18 protein-coding genes and 1 pseudogene are annotated in these 15,337 nt (G+C 52.0%); 7 read left to right on the top strand and 12 right to left on the bottom strand.

The window, feature by feature from the left end:
- Window positions 1–71: 71 nt before the first annotated feature.
- The gene (locus tag PSCS_RS07360) at window positions 72–1,280 is read right to left on the bottom strand and encodes an NAD(P)/FAD-dependent oxidoreductase (RefSeq protein ID WP_068811324.1); all 1,209 of its coding nucleotides are present in this window, start codon (window positions 1,278–1,280) and stop codon (window positions 72–74) included.
- 63 nt (window positions 1,281–1,343) lie between these two features.
- Between PSCS_RS07360 and PSCS_RS07355 the strand changes: the two genes are divergently transcribed.
- Entirely contained in the window at window positions 1,344–1,874 is a 531-nt protein-coding gene (locus tag PSCS_RS07355; RefSeq protein WP_068811322.1) for a GspH/FimT family pseudopilin, read from the top strand.
- Here PSCS_RS07355 and PSCS_RS07350 read toward each other — a convergent pair.
- Genes PSCS_RS07350 through PSCS_RS15880 form a run of 3 tightly spaced genes read right to left on the bottom strand, consistent with a single transcriptional unit; the run spans window position 1,865 to window position 3,338 of the window.
- Window positions 1,865–2,338 (bottom strand): hypothetical protein, encoded by a 474-nt coding sequence (locus PSCS_RS07350; protein ID WP_068811320.1) that lies wholly within the window; start codon window positions 2,336–2,338, stop codon window positions 1,865–1,867. The two genes, PSCS_RS07355 and PSCS_RS07350, sit on opposite strands and share 10 nt — an antisense overlap.
- A 24-nt stretch (window positions 2,339–2,362) precedes the next feature.
- Complete coding sequence (locus PSCS_RS07345) at window positions 2,363–3,028, bottom strand: hypothetical protein (protein WP_229694682.1); 666 nt, start codon at window positions 3,026–3,028, stop codon at window positions 2,363–2,365.
- A 19-nt stretch (window positions 3,029–3,047) separates the two neighbouring features.
- On the bottom strand, window positions 3,048–3,338 hold the full coding sequence (locus PSCS_RS15880; RefSeq protein WP_068811316.1) for a hypothetical protein: 291 nt from the start codon (window positions 3,336–3,338) through the stop codon (window positions 3,048–3,050).
- A 162-nt stretch (window positions 3,339–3,500) separates the two neighbouring features.
- Between PSCS_RS15880 and PSCS_RS07335 the strand changes: the two genes are divergently transcribed.
- Complete coding sequence (locus tag PSCS_RS07335) at window positions 3,501–4,259, top strand: sulfite exporter TauE/SafE family protein (protein WP_068811314.1); 759 nt, start codon at window positions 3,501–3,503, stop codon at window positions 4,257–4,259.
- Here the strand turns inward: PSCS_RS07335 and PSCS_RS07330 are convergent.
- From PSCS_RS07330 to PSCS_RS07315, 4 genes are all read right to left on the bottom strand, one after another.
- The gene (locus tag PSCS_RS07330) at window positions 4,252–5,706 is read right to left on the bottom strand and encodes an ATP-binding protein (protein WP_068811312.1); all 1,455 of its coding nucleotides are present in this window, start codon (window positions 5,704–5,706) and stop codon (window positions 4,252–4,254) included. The two genes, PSCS_RS07335 and PSCS_RS07330, sit on opposite strands and share 8 nt — an antisense overlap.
- A gap of 2 nt (window positions 5,707–5,708) precedes the next feature.
- The gene (locus PSCS_RS07325) at window positions 5,709–6,383 is read right to left on the bottom strand and encodes a response regulator transcription factor (protein ID WP_068811310.1); all 675 of its coding nucleotides are present in this window, start codon (window positions 6,381–6,383) and stop codon (window positions 5,709–5,711) included.
- Between the two features lie 32 nt (window positions 6,384–6,415).
- The gene (locus PSCS_RS07320) at window positions 6,416–6,766 is read right to left on the bottom strand and encodes a PepSY domain-containing protein (protein ID WP_157885655.1); all 351 of its coding nucleotides are present in this window, start codon (window positions 6,764–6,766) and stop codon (window positions 6,416–6,418) included.
- Between the two features lie 74 nt (window positions 6,767–6,840).
- A complete protein-coding gene (locus tag PSCS_RS07315) occupies window positions 6,841–7,368 on the bottom strand; it encodes a glycine zipper 2TM domain-containing protein (RefSeq protein ID WP_157885654.1) in 528 nt (175 codons plus the stop codon).
- A gap of 462 nt (window positions 7,369–7,830) precedes the next feature.
- On the opposite strand from PSCS_RS07315, the pseudogene PSCS_RS16120 reads away from it, so the two are divergent.
- Window positions 7,831–8,046 (top strand): annotated as a pseudogene (locus PSCS_RS16120) (cold-shock protein); the annotation flags it as partial.
- A 50-nt stretch (window positions 8,047–8,096) separates the two neighbouring features.
- Here the strand turns inward: PSCS_RS16120 and PSCS_RS07305 are convergent.
- Entirely contained in the window at window positions 8,097–8,330 is a 234-nt protein-coding gene (locus PSCS_RS07305) for a SlyX family protein (RefSeq protein WP_068811306.1), read from the bottom strand.
- A 212-nt stretch (window positions 8,331–8,542) separates the two neighbouring features.
- Here PSCS_RS07305 and PSCS_RS07300 point away from each other — a divergent pair, with 212 nt between their 5' ends.
- Both PSCS_RS07300 and PSCS_RS07295 read left to right on the top strand, forming a co-directional pair.
- Window positions 8,543–9,748, top strand: a complete 1,206-nt coding sequence (locus tag PSCS_RS07300) for an acyl-CoA desaturase (RefSeq protein ID WP_082866423.1) — start codon at window positions 8,543–8,545, stop codon at window positions 9,746–9,748.
- A gap of 26 nt (window positions 9,749–9,774) precedes the next feature.
- On the top strand, window positions 9,775–10,308 hold the full coding sequence (locus tag PSCS_RS07295; protein ID WP_068811304.1) for a peroxiredoxin family protein: 534 nt from the start codon (window positions 9,775–9,777) through the stop codon (window positions 10,306–10,308).
- A gap of 5 nt (window positions 10,309–10,313) precedes the next feature.
- On the opposite strand, the gene PSCS_RS07290 is transcribed toward PSCS_RS07295, so the two are convergent.
- The gene (locus PSCS_RS07290) at window positions 10,314–11,333 is read right to left on the bottom strand and encodes a serine/threonine protein kinase (protein ID WP_068811302.1); all 1,020 of its coding nucleotides are present in this window, start codon (window positions 11,331–11,333) and stop codon (window positions 10,314–10,316) included.
- Window positions 11,334–11,470: 137 nt separating this feature from the next.
- Between PSCS_RS07290 and PSCS_RS07285 the strand changes: the two genes are divergently transcribed.
- Window positions 11,471–12,745: an aminotransferase class I/II-fold pyridoxal phosphate-dependent enzyme gene (locus tag PSCS_RS07285; protein ID WP_068811301.1), complete on the top strand. Its 1,275-nt coding sequence runs from the start codon at window positions 11,471–11,473 to the stop codon at window positions 12,743–12,745.
- 122 nt (window positions 12,746–12,867) lie between these two features.
- On the opposite strand, the gene PSCS_RS15875 is transcribed toward PSCS_RS07285, so the two are convergent.
- Entirely contained in the window at window positions 12,868–13,404 is a 537-nt protein-coding gene (locus tag PSCS_RS15875; RefSeq protein WP_157885653.1) for a hypothetical protein, read from the bottom strand.
- A 117-nt stretch (window positions 13,405–13,521) separates the two neighbouring features.
- On the bottom strand, window positions 13,522–13,851 hold the full coding sequence (locus PSCS_RS07275) for a DUF1820 family protein (protein WP_068811296.1): 330 nt from the start codon (window positions 13,849–13,851) through the stop codon (window positions 13,522–13,524).
- Between the two features lie 136 nt (window positions 13,852–13,987).
- On the opposite strand from PSCS_RS07275, the gene miaB reads away from it, so the two are divergent.
- Window positions 13,988–15,328: a tRNA (N6-isopentenyl adenosine(37)-C2)-methylthiotransferase MiaB gene (miaB, locus tag PSCS_RS07270; RefSeq protein ID WP_068811361.1), complete on the top strand. Its 1,341-nt coding sequence runs from the start codon at window positions 13,988–13,990 to the stop codon at window positions 15,326–15,328.
- Window positions 15,329–15,337 lie beyond the last annotated feature (9 nt).

Raw genomic sequence — 15,337 nt, 5'->3', positions numbered from 1 at the left:
GATTCCCTGCCAGTTAAATTCATTTATTACCTTACCCTCTCATCATTCCTGCCAATGACACCACTCTCGTATCAGGCATCAGATATGTTCAGCTCTATCGCTGGCGACTGCCACTTTGGACCCATTTGCGGCGCCCCCAATCCGTGACGTTCTGACTCCCGGTCATGTAAACGCATGACTGGGCTATACGGTGCTGGATCAAGCCCAGGCACTTCATTCATGACAATGTCCGCCAGCAATTCAGCAGAGGCCGGAGCGAGCACCAGGCCGTTGCGATAATGTCCGGCATTGACGGCAACATTCTGCAAACCTGGCAGATAACCAATGTATGGCACTCCTCTGGGGCTGCCGGGGCGCAGACCTGCCCAATGCCCTATTCGTGGTGTTGTCGACAAAGCCGGTAACATCGCCGTTGCCGAAGTATGCAGGTCTTCAGCTGCAGATGCCGTCGCCACTTTATCGAAACCTTCAAATTCCAGCGTGCTGCCTGCCAGAATCAAGTTATCATTTCTGGGGATCAGGTATCGTCCTTTATTAAGCACCATACCTTTTAATAATGGTTTTTCCGATTGATACAACAGCATCTGACCTTTCACGGGAGCCACCTGCAACACCGCCTGTGACTGCTGCAGCAGGTTACCGGTCCAGGCCCCGGTTGTCATGATAACCTGACCCATTTCCACCTTGCGGCTGCTGCCGCCCAGACCGAGTACAGCAGATTCTGCCCGACCTTGCGTGCAGTTCAGCCCAAGTAATTCACAATGCTCTGCAATAGATGCATTGGGATGGCTGGCAACATAATGCTGCAGTGCTTTTAATAACCTGGGGTTACGCACATTAGCGATCTTTGGCATCCACAACGCTTCGGTAAACCCGACGGCCAATCCCGGTTCCCGTGCATAAATATCCTCCGGTGACCATGAGGCCATTTCATGACCATTGTGCTCTGCCCAGGCTAATGCTCTGTCACTGTCATCCGCTTCCAGCATCATTAACCCGGTGACATTGAGTTGCGCATCAATTCCGGTTGAAGATTGCAGCTGTGCTACCAGCTTTGGATAGGCATGCTGGGCACGAGTCGCCAGCGCTGTTACCGCATCATTGTAACGCCAGGGGTACAGGGGAGAGACAATCCCGCCGCCCGCCCAAGAAGCTTCGCTACCAATACTGCCGCGATCTATGAGCATAACGCTGGCTCCGCGTTCCAGAAGCTCGCGTGTAACAAGCAAGCCGGAAATACCGGCGCCACAGACAAGAAAATCTATCAAAAACCCACCCACTCTTACTGGATCTGCTAATAACTCAACAAGAACATCAACGATGCCGAAGGAATGGTATTACCCATGCAAAATCACGGATGGACCTTGATTGAGTTGCTGATTGTGCTGGCTATTATAACAACTCTGACTGCGCTTTCCCTGCCGCAAGCCGATTATTCCTCACGCCTGACGTCCCGTCAGCAGTTGCAGCGCCTGGCAGATGGCATTCGGCTGGCCAGGTCCGAAGCGATTCTCCTGGGAAAGCCAGTCAGGCTCTGTGGGCTGGAAGCTGGTCAGACAGCCCGGTGTGCAGACGACTGGAACACTGGATTTAGCATCCTGGCTGAAGGTGATGTGATCTTTCAACATCGCTGGCAGTTTAATGGCAGACTGACCTGGCAAGGATTCAACCGGCAAAACTACCTGACTATTGATGAACGAGGCATGCTGCGCTATCAAAACGGCAGCTTCACATACTGCCCAGCCGACCTCGACAAAACCAAAGCGCAGCAACTTATCATCAACTCGGCAGGTCGAACACGGTTGGCTATTGACAGTGACCAGGATGGCATTCGGGAAACCAGTAGCGGCACCCCGATCACCTGTCACCAATAAGTCTGGGGCACGTAAAACACCACAGACTCATCTGACTGGAACCACACACAGCCATATACCGACCAGGTGTCAATGCGACGTTGCGCTCTGCCTATATCTGTCTGGACCTGTAGTTGTGAATCAAACTGACACCTTCCGGCTTCAGCTTCCGACACCTGCACCATCACCCCAGATGCAGGTGACATCACCTCCCAGAGAGCAACACCTTGATCCACCCCGTTAGCGCCGGGATAAAAGTCGCTACCGGTCAGGCCATTCTGCTGAATCCATGCCAGATCCTGTGTCACCTCAACAAGCACCTGCTCACGTTCTATGACACGCTGGAACAGACGTGACAGCAGTACAACCCGGTCCAGTTCTGACAACATTAATGTCGTACCAACGACCAGATAAAGCAGAGAAAATGGCAGCAACCAGCCTTGCTGCCTGACAGCAGTACAATGGAATGATTTTAACTTCTGCATGTTATCTCTTAACCCAAACAGACATCAGTTGTCAGCGCCAAGCTCTGATGTATCTTCTGGCTGCCCAGGCAGCGCACGCATATTACTGACCGGTAATGTAAGGTAGGAAACTGCAAAAGGCAGGGCCGATGTCTCATGCCAGTGAAATGCCATGCGAACACCCCGCACTGATTGAAACCCAGACACTTCCTGCCCAGGCAGACAGGACTGATCACAACGTCGCAGCTGCATTCGAGTCAGGCCCAGCAAAACCTCCTGAGAGTAACTCCAACGCTCCTCCTGCCATCGCTCCCGGTAATACAACCCACGAGATTCCTCGCCATCACCACGAGCATTACGACCCACATAGTATTGCTCAGTGAAATAACCACCGCAGCCATAATGACGAATCGAAATCACATCACTGTCTGCCACGGCCCGGCTCGGAGCGCCATCATCTCCAGCTCCCACCACTGACAAAGTGGACATATGTGGCAAACCCAATAAGGCATCAGCCTGTTCTGAGCGTTCAGTGTCACATTCAAATATTGCCCACGGCAGCCCCAGACGCAGCCGACGAAAAGCACGTTGCCAGGTTTGCCGAACAAGCAGTTCTCGCTCCCAGGCTGTAATCCGTTCACTCTGCATATTGTGGATATCGCTTAGCCACCCCACAGAGCCCAGCAACGCCGAAGCAACCAGACCAGACAAAGCCAGCGCCGTCAATAATTCAATCAGAGTGAGACCACATTGGTATGCTCTGCTGCGGTAACCTGACCGAGTGACAGCCCTGCAGCCAGTTTTCATTCCAATCACTCACCACTCCAGTCCCGGACAGCGCTTGCCGCCCGCTGACTTCACTTTGCCGTAAATAATCACAATAGTTACTGAGCAAACGCTGCCAGACAATTTCGTTATATGCATAGATCTTGAGCATTGCCACCAAGCCACTGCTAACCAGGGTCAGCACCAGCAACATTTCCAGCAGCACCATACCCCGCCGTTTAGATAGTGCGTTCATTATCCGTACAACCTTCTGTATAGCACTCTTATGCAGTCTAGCTGCCAGATTACTGCTTTGCAGGATGATCGGCGATCAAACAAAGGAATTGACAAGACTTTGGCACCTTGGCGCTGATTTCCCTATAATCGCCAGGCGCTCTGGCAAAACACCGGGAATCTTATGGAATACGATCCGCTATTGTTATTGGTACTGGCTGGCTTAGGCGTCATTGCCGGCTGGATAAACACACTGGCTGGCGGGGGTTCCAATCTAACACTTCCCATGCTGATGGTACTTGGATTGCCACCGGATGTGGCAAACGCGACCAATCGGGTTGGTGTCGTATTACAAGGTGCGGTGGCGGTCAGAGGCTTTCACCACCACGGCAAACTCGATACCGGAAATGTCTGGGCGATACTGTTACCCACACTGATTGGCGGAGCTATTGGCGCCATCACTGCCGCGCTGCTACCTAATGTAACCCTGAAGCCTCTGCTGCTGGGTACGATTCTGACCATGACTCTGGTGATTTTGATTCGTCCCAACTTTATTGCGCCACCTGCTGGTACACCGGTGAAATCCCCTTCCGAATCGCGCTCGGCATGGCTGGGCCTGTTTGTGGCCGGTATTTATGGCGGCTTCGTGCAGGCTGGTGTGGGATTTATCCTGCTGGCAGCACTGGCTGGCGGACTGCGTTATGACCTGGTCAGAGCCAACGCACTGAAAATGGTATGCACATTGGCTTTCACTTCCGTGGCGCTGGTCATTTTCATCAGCTTTGGTCAGGTTCGCTGGATACCCGGGCTGGTATTAGCCGTCGGCACCATGATCGGCAGTCACCTCAGCGTCAAGTTTGCCATTAACGCAAAACAGTCCACCATCAAATGGTTTCTTTTCGCGATGACATTGGTCGCTTGTGCTGCTGCGTTTATCACCTGAGCTGGCGAAGGCTTTCCAGCAGAATGACAACGGCAGCGCCACTGAATAAAGTGCTCTGCATAATGGCAACATGACCACCGTAGCTTTGCACGATATCGTTGACCACTGCCAGGCCAATGCCCTGCCCTTGCTTTAAGGTGTCCAGACGAACCCCTCTCTCCAGTACCTGTTGCTGGAGAGAGTCATCCACCCCGCCGCCATTATCTTCAATCAGCAACAGAGCCTGGTTAGCCGCCTTGCCTGTAAAGAAGTCAGGCGTATTCTCCTGAGGTAGTGCCTTTAGCATTTCAGCAACAGTGACTGAGCTGACCCGCACTTGGCCATTGCCGTATTTACAGGCGTTATCCAGCACATTACCCATCACTTCCATCAGGTCGCGCTCGTCGCCCTGGAACATTAATTGCGGATCAATATGCTGAGAAATCACAACCGGTTTCTCCCGATAGACCTTTTCCAGTGCCCGGCAAAGACCAGCGACCAGGGTGGCAACAGGGACATGGCGACTGAGGCTGGGTGAAGCTTCGCTTTTAACGGCGCGCTGCAACTGGTAGCTCACCAGCTGATTCATTCGGTCCAACTGCTCTTGCAGAGTTTGATGGCTGCTCGCATTGCGACTGTCAGTCTGTTTTAGGCCGCCAATATTATCAATCTCGCCCTGCATCACGGCCAGCGGTGTTTTCAGGCTATGCGCCAGGTCTCCCAGTGTTGTGCGATATCGTTGTTGCTGTTTTCTTTCCGTCTGGATTAACAGGTTTAAATTACTGGTAACCTGTTCCAGTTCCCTGGGGTAACGGGCCTGCAAGCTATCGCTGTCACCACTTTCGATGGCAGCCAGTTCCCGCGACATTGTGCGTAATGGCGACAGCCCCCAGCGCAGAACAGTTAATTGCAGAACCAGCAACAACACAGCCAGACCACCCAGCCAGGACCAGAGGCTACGCCGAAAATTGTTCACTTCCAGCAAATACAGGTCCTGACTTTCCAGCACGGTAAATAAAACAGGCTCCTCACGATTCTCCCAGGTCACGGAATAGGTGCTTAGAAAGTACCGGGTATCAGCAGAAAGCTGGACACGGTCAAAGCGTGTTTCACCGCGCTCCAGTGCAAAGTTCAGGATTTCCAGCGGAAGTTCAACATCCAGGGCTGATTGCGTCTTTAGCAGCACACCATCGTCCGGGCTACTGAGAAACCCATACAGTCCGGAACCGATCTGGCTGAACCTTGGCTCTTGCAGAGACTCACTGAAATAGAAGTCACCGTCTGCCTCGTCAACCGCAGCCAGCATCACGTAGATTTGTACGCGTAATTGTTCCGACACGCCAGCCTCAACACTGGTGCGAAAGGCACGGTCCAGTACCAGGCCGGTTAAGCCCAGGAAACTTGCCAGCAGAATAGCGACTGAGGCCAGTAAGCGGGATTGCAGGGAGTATGCAGCAGGCTGCCTCATCCTTAGCCCAGATCCCGAATCCGGTAACCCTGGCCACGAATGGTTTCAATTGGCTTTAATGATTGATCCGGATCGAGCTTTTGACGCAGACGGCGAACAAACACCTCCAGCACATTACTGTCACGATCGTAGTCCTGGGCATAGAGGTGTTCAGTCAGTTCGGTTTTAGAGATGACTTTGTCCCGGTTCATCATCAGGTACTCAAGCGTTTTGTACTCGAAGGCAGTCAGATCGACCGGCGCATCATGTAAAGTCACACGCTTTGCCGCACTATCCAGAGCAATCGGACCGCTGCTTAACACCGGGGAGGCATAGCCGGCAGCCCGCCTGACCAAGGCATTCAGTCGGGCCAGAATTTCTTCCATCTGAAAGGGTTTAACCACATAATCATCAGCACCTGCATCCAGGCCAGCCACCTTATCCTGCCAGTCACCACGGGCGGTGAGAATCAGAACCGGATAGTGCCGACCTTTTTCACGCATTTGTCTGATGACTTCAATACCGTCAATTTCCGGCAGCCCAAGGTCAATAATAGCTGCGTCGTAATCATACTCAACCGCGTGATAGAGACCAGTGCGGCCATCGCCAGCCACATCCACCACATAACCGGCTCCCTCCAGCGTCCTTTGCAGTTGCTGTTGCAGCAGACTGGCATCTTCAATGACCAGCAGTCGCATGCGAAACTCCCTGACTTGCGATTAGAAACGGTCTAACCTTCAATAACGACACCTGTCGCCTTGTCGATATAGACAGTAAAGATATTGCCCTCATTATCCATACGGATTCGAAAGCGTACACGACCATTCTGCCGAACTTCATTAATACTGATAACATTGCCTTCAAATCTCGCCCTGGCAATCTGTAATGCCTGACGCTCATTGACCGGCCCTATGACTTCCTGCGCTGTCTCGCCCTGACCAGAGGACTGGGCCACGACCTCGGCCGATTGGCTCGGCAAAGTGAAACAGGCAACTAGCAGCCAGCACACCGAGAATACCGATCGGCGAGCCACACGAGCAGATACCTGTATGGCCCGTCGCTGAGTTAGAGAGTGAAACATGCCTGGACCGCCTTTATTAAATACCGTTAGTACGTCAACCCGGACTGGATTGGCAACGGCCGCCAGGACGCTACTCAATATACAGTGGGGGTAATATCAATTCTTAATCGAATCTGGTCACCAGGGTCATTCTCAGTCTGAATCGCGTAAATTTCACCCGCGTATTCATATTTAACCTGGTAGCCAACCATGCGCTCTTCATCCCGGTAAACTTCCGAGACTTCGCAGTGCTCTACCATTTCGTAGCGAGCAGGCTCATGACGACGATTCGAAGCTACTATATCACGGCCAACTGAATGCCCCAACACGGCACCAACTACCGCACCCACGCGTTGGCTGGACTTGTTGCTGCCCAGCGCGTTACCAATCGCACCACCAACAATCGTACTTACCAGCACCGGTGTTTTACTCTCGCGTCGTGATGATTTTATGGCGACCTGTTCTTGCCAACAGGTTTCCTGTGGCACGGAAACCGTCACTGCCTGATATATAGGGCGAACATCTACTACGTCAGCGTAAACATATTGCGATTCCGCATGCACAGAAGTTGCAACCAAGCCTGCTACAGTGGCTGCTGCGACCATTTTAAATGTCTTTACCATTGTCCCTGCTGTTCGTTGACCTGCTTTTTTTGTGTTCATCTTGCACCTCTGAAACACTGGTTATCATCCTGTTCTCAGGATTTACAGTGACAGCATAGACGGGACAATCTGAATTCAGGCTGAATGCAAATGAAAATGAATGAATTCGGTTTGACAGTAGCGGCGTTGTGGGTACAATCATTATCTTATAACAAAATAACGAACAATCGCTCGAATCACTGAGCGATAACCAGACGTGTGAGTACCTCCATGATTCGAACCACTTTTGCGCCAACATTGGCTATAGCTTTATTAAGTACACCGTTTTTTTTCCTTAACCAGCAAACCACACCTGTTTCACTAATCCTGTCAGTTGTTATTGTTTTCGTAGCCAGTCTGTTAAGTGCCAACGCTTCCCTGGCTCGCTCCAAAGTAAATAAACCCACCCGCAAGCCAGCTAAACCACGCCGCAAAGTCGCTGACAATAACCGGGAACAAGGGCGGGTCAAATGGTTTAACACCAGCAAAGGCTTCGGTTTTATCACCAGAGATAACGGCGAAGATGTTTTTGTACATTTTCGTGCCATCCGTGGCGAAGGTCACCGTTCCTTGCGGGACGGGCAACCGGTTGAATTTGATGTCAGCCAGGGAGATAAAGGCCTGCAGGCCAGCGATGTGGTCGCGATTCAGCGTCACTAAGCTTTGCTGACAACCTGATGATCGGCCAGAGGGATTAACAGGTCCCTCAATTAATAGTGGGGTGGACGCTCGTCCACCACCTGACCACTGTGACTGGCACGTTGCTCCAGGTCAGTCATCAATTCCAGCAGTTTTTCCCGGTGCAACGCCAGTGCTTTTTCCAGCCGGGATATCTGTTGCTGCTGCTCGGCCATCACATCACTGAGAGTCTGTATGGTGTCATCCTGGAATGCCATACGGCTTTGCAAATCAGTGAGCTGGGCTTTTAGTGATTGATCATCCATTATTGTTGAACTCTATTCAATTACAAACGGTCTACGTGTAATATGCCAGACATTAAACCTGTCTATAATAACGGACATTTGATCTGGACACGATGAGCAGCGTTACCGGAACTCATCTACCAGTCATCCTCCAAGCCAGATAAAAGTCAGAGAAAAACCAGTTAAAAGTCAGATAACCTTTTTATATCAGTAACTTTCGGACCCAGTAGCTAATGCATGAGATAGAAAAAACCAATATCGATTCCGTCACAGCCAATGCCCCCAAGGACGAGCATGCTCCCATAAACTGGACCAACATGATCCTGTTTACTTCGACGCCGTTGCTGGCCGCCATTCTGGTGCCCTGGTACGGTATGGTATACGGTTATTCCTTGTATGACTGGGTCGCATTCATACTGATGATGGGGTTTTGTGGCATTTCCATCACTGCCGGCTACCACCGTCTATGGTCACACAAAGCTTACAAAGCGCACCCCATTTTGCGCGCCATCTTCGCCCTTGGCGGAGCCTGTGCCCTGCAAAATGATGTGTTCCACTGGGCATCGGATCACCGCCGACATCATGCCTTTGTCGACAACAATGATCGCGACCCCTACTCTGCCGGGCGCGGTTTCTGGTTTTCGCATATCGGCTGGATTGTCCGCCACTACGAAAGCAGCAAGGAAGATTTCTCTAACATCAAAGACTTGCAAAGAGACCCCATTCTTAGATGGCAGCACAAACATTACCTGGCCCTGGTGCTGATAATGAATATCGCCTTGCCCGCTTTCCTCGGTTACCTCGGTGGCAGCATCATGGCAGGCATTCTGCTGAGCGGCTTGCTGAGACTGGTGTTAAGCCAGCACTTCACCTATCTGATTAACTCACTGGCTCACATGTGGGGCAAACAGACGTTCAGCAAGAAAAGCTCAGCGCGCGACAACCCGGTACTGGCCTTACTGACCTATGGTGAGGGCTATCACAATTATCATCATACGTTTCAGTGGGACTACCGCAACGGCGTTCGCTGGTGGCACTACGACCCTACCAAGTGGTTGATTCGCAGTTGCTCCTGGCTGGGACTGACCAGTGACCTGAAGCGCGTATCCCCACTCATGATTGAGACGGCGCGCCTGGAAATGCAATACCGCATGGCCAGCGAAAAATGCAGCTCATTAGCCAATGCCGATAAATGGCGCGAGAAGCTGGAAGAAGAGTACCAGCAACTGAAAACAACGCTGGACCTCTGGGCGCAACATCGCCAGGAATGGTATGACAGCAAGACCTCCCAGTTGCACGAGCAATATGAACAACTGCATGAAAAGTGGGATCAGTTGGCGCTGCGCGACAAATACCGTGAAGTGAAGTACCGACTGAAGCTGCAACGCCAGCGCTGGCAGGAGCTGATGCAGAGTTTCGGCAACCTGCAAGCCGCCTGAACCTGATACCGGGATTTGAAACAGCTATGATTTTATTCAACAAATTCAGTCGTGCCAGCGTGATAATCAGCTTATTCGCCGTCCTGGCGCTGCCAGCGTTTCCTGCTTACAGCGTGGAAACCGGCCAGGCAGCTCCTGATTTCACCCTGCCGGGTGTCCGCCCTGAAGATCCCAGGACGACACTCTCTGAATTGCAGGGAAAAGTGGTATACGTCGATTTCTGGGCCTCCTGGTGTCTGCCCTGTCTACGCTCTTTGCCTGAAATCAATGGTCTGTATGAAAAATACCGGGACCAGGGGTTTGAGGTACTGGCCCTGACGATTGACGCACCGGTCAGTGACGCAGAGGAATTCCTGGCCGACCTGGAAACACCATTGGCATACACACTGCTGGCGGATGAAACGTCTGATGTCATGTATGACTATGGGGTACGTGGCATGCCCACGTCGTTCCTGATCGACCGTGATGGCAACATCCAGATGATTCACGAAGGTTATCGTGATGGCGATATCGAAGTGATCGACAACGCCATCCAGACACTGCTTTCAGCATCCGAGTAATCAGCTCAGCGAAAAACCGACAAGCGCAACGGCGGCGCATCCAGTGCCGCCAGTTGCTCGCGCAGCGCCAGCACATGATCTGACCAGAAGCGCTCGCTTTCAAACCAGGGAAAGTTCCTGGGAAATGCCGGATCCACCCAGCGACGCGCCAACCAGGCAGCGTAATGCATCATACGCATGGTGCGCAGCGGCTCGATCAGCACCAACTCCCTGACATCAAATTCATTAAACTGCTCATAAGCTTCGACAATGATGCCCAGCTGACGCTGCATCTGCATGTCATCGCCTGACAGCAACATCCATAAATCCTGGACGGCAGGACCGTTTCGGGCATCATCAAGGTCAACAAAGAATGGTGTATTGTCCTGCCAGAGGACATTGCCTGGATGGCAGTCACCATGCACCCGAAATATCGAGATCTGCCCTGCCACATCCTGAAAGCGGTCATTTAACCTGCCCATCAGATCCTGGCTCAGTGACTCATAAGCCTGCAGTAACGATAGCGGGATAAAATCATTCTCAAGCAAAAAACTGGCTGAATCCTCGGCAAAACTTTGCACGGAAAAGGCCGGCCGGTGTGTAAATGCTGCCTGCGCTCCGACACGGTGCACGCGCCCCAGAAACCGCCCGATGACCTCAAGGTGAGCATCCTGGTCAAACTCTGGAGCACGCCCGCGTTGATAGGGAAAAACGGCAAAACGAAAGGCCTCACCCTCTATCTGACAAACCTGAAGAGTGTCGCCATTAATTGACAAAGGCGCTACCACCGGTATCTCCAGGTCACTCAACTGCTGTGAAAACTGGTGCTCTTCCAGAATCTGGGCATCCGACCAGCGATCCGGGCGGTAAAACTTACAGACCAGCTTGTCTCCACCTTCCAGGCCAATTTGATAAACCCTGTTTTCATAGCTGTTCAGCGCAAAGACCTGACCATTCGCTTCATATCCCAGTGATTCAACGGCATCGAGGACTGCATCTGGCCCCAGAAACTGAAAGGGGTAAATCTGTTCATCGTCATCCGCCATTTTTTCACCTGTAGATCGAGTTTGCCGCGAGTATACTGTAAAATATCGGGCTGGTCTGGCAACTGACCGGAATAAGCAATCGGGTATTCTGCCACCAGCTACTCTACTTACTCATTATCAAGGAGTTCAAAGTCGGCATGAGCAATGCATCACGTCTTCAGGAATTGAATCAACGTCTGGAAGAGATTAAACAGCAACAGCTAAGTCTTGACCTGACGCGAGGCAAGCCAGCAACCGCCCAACTGGATCTTTGCAATGGCCTCGATGGCGCACTGCAAGGCGATTACCGCTGTGCCGATGGAACTGATAGCAGAAACTATGGCGGTGGACTGGGCATACCCGAGGCACGCGAATTTGCCGCCGAGTATCTGGACGCTAAAGTCAGCCAGGTCATGGTCGGCGGCAACAGCTCTCTGCAACTGATGTATCAGTATGTCGTGCATGCCTACCTGAACGGTGTCAGCGGACCGGAAAGCGCCTGGGTGAATGACGCCAGCAACGGTGAACGCATCAAATTCCTTTGCCCCGCGCCTGGCTACGACCGCCATTTCTCGGTCTGTGAATCACTCGGCATCGAAATGATCCCGGTTACCATGGACGAAAACGGCCCAGACATGGATCAGGTCGAATCTCTGCTCAAATCAGACCCACTGATCAAAGGCATCTGGTGTGTACCGAAATACGCCAACCCGAACGGTATCGTGTACTCGGATGAAGTGGTGGCACGCTTTGCCAGACTGGGCAAAATCGCCGGCGCAAATTTCCGCATCATGTGGGATAACGCCTATGCCGAGCACCACCTGGCCGACAACCCGCCGGAGCTGGCCAACCTGCTGGCATTGAGCGAAGCTGAAGGCACAGCAGCCAATGCCATTATCATTGGCTCAACGTCGAAAATCACGTTTGCAGGCGCAGGCATTTCTTTCATTGCCTCTGCTGAAGAGAATATCAAGAATTTCGTCGCTTACCTGGGGATTTCGACCATTGGCCCGGACAAGGTCAACCAGCTGCGTCATATGCGCTTTATCAAAAACATGGATGGTTTGCGCGAACTGATGCAGTCGCACCGAAACATTCTCCAGCCCAAGTTCGAACTGGTGCTGAAGCACCTGGATGAAGGCCTGGGTGATAAAACAGTGAACGGCAAGGCCATTGGCACCTGGACTCGCCCCCAGGGCGGATATTTCATTCTGTTTGATACGCAGCCAGGCCTGGCGACACGCGTTATCGAGCTTTGCGCCGATGCGGGCGTGAAACTCACACCGGCTGGCTCTACCTGGCCTTACAAAAAGGACCCGGCAAATACCAACATCCGCCTGGCACCCTCTTTCCCCAGCCTGGAAGAGATTGATGCCGCCATGCAGGTGTTTGTACTTTGTGTTGAAATTGCGACGCTGGAGCAGGCAGCCTGATCAGCGCATAGGCACCCGTATCAAAAAAATGCCCTGGCTGAGTTACTGACAGCCAGGGCTAACTTTGTTACCCCTTGATAACCTCTTGCGGTGCTCTTACCCCGATTGTTTCGTTACTTTAATTACCTGTCACGACGTCGAATAATCACACTGCGACGCTCTACATCCCGATAATTGCCTCGATGCCTGACATCTTTATCCACGTAGATGATTTCGCGATGCCGATTACTCTGCCAGCGGCCACGATTACCGCGGGCACTCTCACGATGCCGTGAGTGCTTGGCATGTGGATGGCGATGGCGGTCATGCCTGTTATATCGGTCATGCCTGTCATATCGGTCATGCCTGTCATATCGGTCACGCCTGCTATAACGGTTATGGTGTCGATCGAAGTGCGAATGCCGGATATTTTGGAAGTGAACCGAGCCTGGCATCAGTAAGCTGCCTATCAACCCCACTCCATCATTATGGTGCCTGTGATTGTGTCTATGATGATGTCTATCACGGTCATCGCTACTGTAAATCACCGTAATGTCGGCCGATGCCTGAGCGCTCCAGGCTGCGCCAGCAACGACTACCGCGATCATGGCAGCGACCCGCGCCAACCGCCCGGACTGACGTTTACCGGACTGAAGCTGGGTAATTTTTCCGTGAAACATAATTCACACCTCCCCGATTTGTATCAATGTCAGGGTCAGTTATACGCAATGACGCCTGAATCGAGACTGAACCGGGAAGGAGCTAGCGACGAAAGACCGGTTAAGGGAAGAAGGAAATCAACTGTCGTTATTACGCGTGCTAAAGGCGGGTGCCGGGAAAGGCATAACGTTGTCGCCACTGCTGATCTTGGCCACACCGGTTTTCTCAACTTCATCGATACGTATGATGGCCTGCAAGGGAATAAAGCTTCGCTTCACATCCTGAAATTCCATTTTCAGCTTTTCTTCACCTGGATCTACTACCATCTGGCTGCGTTCGTCGAACACAAACTCTTCAACTTCAATAAAGCCGTACAGCTCGCTTTGATAAACCTGGCGGGCAAAGACTTCGTAGACCTGGCCTTTGTTGAGGAAGGTGATGCGATAAACTTCCTGGCGAATTGCCATATATGGGGAACCTCTGGATCAAACTGAACAGAACCCGCTATTGTATCGCAAAGCCTTCTTACAGATACAGCATAGTAGGAAATTCCCTGTTATAATCGACCACTTTCCTGAATTTTCATCGAATTATCTCATGAGTATGCAAAACCAAAGCGGCGCACCGCGTAAAAAAGTCTACATCAAAACTCACGGCTGCCAGATGAACGAATACGATTCGTCCCGGATGCTCGACCTGCTGAAAGTCGAACAAGGCGCAGAAGTGGTTGACAACCCCGAAGATGCCGACATTTTATTGCTGAATACCTGCTCAATCCGCGAAAAAGCTCAGGAAAAGGTATTTCATCAGCTGGGGCGCTGGCGATCACTGAAAGAAGCCCGTCCTGATGTCAAAATCGCAGTGGGTGGCTGTGTTGCCAGCCAGGAAGGAGCTGCCATCGGCAAGCGTGCGCCCTATGTGGACGTCGTATTTGGTCCGCAAACGCTGCACAAACTGCCGGACATGCTGGACCAGGGAAAACGCGGCATCCCGATGGTGGACGTAACATTCCCGGAAATCGAGAAATTTGACCGCCTGCCGGAGCCCAGCGTATCAGGCTGTGAAGCCTTCCTGACCATTATGGAAGGCTGCAGCAAGTACTGCTCATTCTGCGTAGTACCCTACACCCGTGGTGAAGAAGTCAGCCGCCCTTTTGACGATGTGCTGGCGGAAGCCGCGCACCTGGCTGAAAAAGGTATTCGCGAGATCAATTTGCTGGGTCAGAACGTCAACGCCTACCGAGGCATGACCCATGATGGCCAATTAGTGGATCTGGCAACCCTGATAACTTATCTTTCTGCGCTCGAAGGAGTCGACCGGATCCGTTTCACAACGTCTCATCCGACTGAATTTTCCAGCGACCTGATTGACGTCTATCAGCATGTGCCTGAACTGGTCAGCCATTTACACTTACCTGTACAGAGCGGTTCAGACCGCATACTCAAGGCGATGAAGCGCGGTCATACTGCAGCGGACTACCTGGCAATCATTGACCGCTTAAAGGCGATTCGGCCGGGTATCAGCCTGTCATCGGATTTCATCATCGGCTTCCCGGGTGAAACGCACCAGGATTTCGAAGACACCATGAATCTGATTATTGAAGTTGGCTTTGATACATCTTTCAGTTTCATCTACAGTGCCCGACCCGGTACGCCAGCTGCAGAGCTCAGCGATGAAACCAGTGAGAAGGAGAAAAAGCACCGGCTCATGGTGTTGCAATCCCAAATTCTGCAACATGCTGCCGCCATCAGTGAGTCTATGGTCGGCAGCACACAGCGAATCCTGGTCACCGGACCGTCCAAACGGGGCATTAACAGTCTGCAAGGAAGAACGGAGAATAACCGTGTCGTAAACTTCCCATGTGATGATATCCGTCTGATTGGCCAGTTTGCTGAGGTAAAAATTCTCGAGGCCTACCCCAACTCACTGGCAGGCCAGCTTTAACTTGCTCTA

Source organism: Pseudohongiella nitratireducens (assembly GCF_001642735.1).
In the GTDB taxonomy this organism is placed as follows: Bacteria; Pseudomonadota; Gammaproteobacteria; order Pseudomonadales; family Pseudohongiellaceae; genus Pseudohongiella; species Pseudohongiella nitratireducens.
This window is presented reverse-complemented; position numbering and strand designations above follow the sequence as displayed.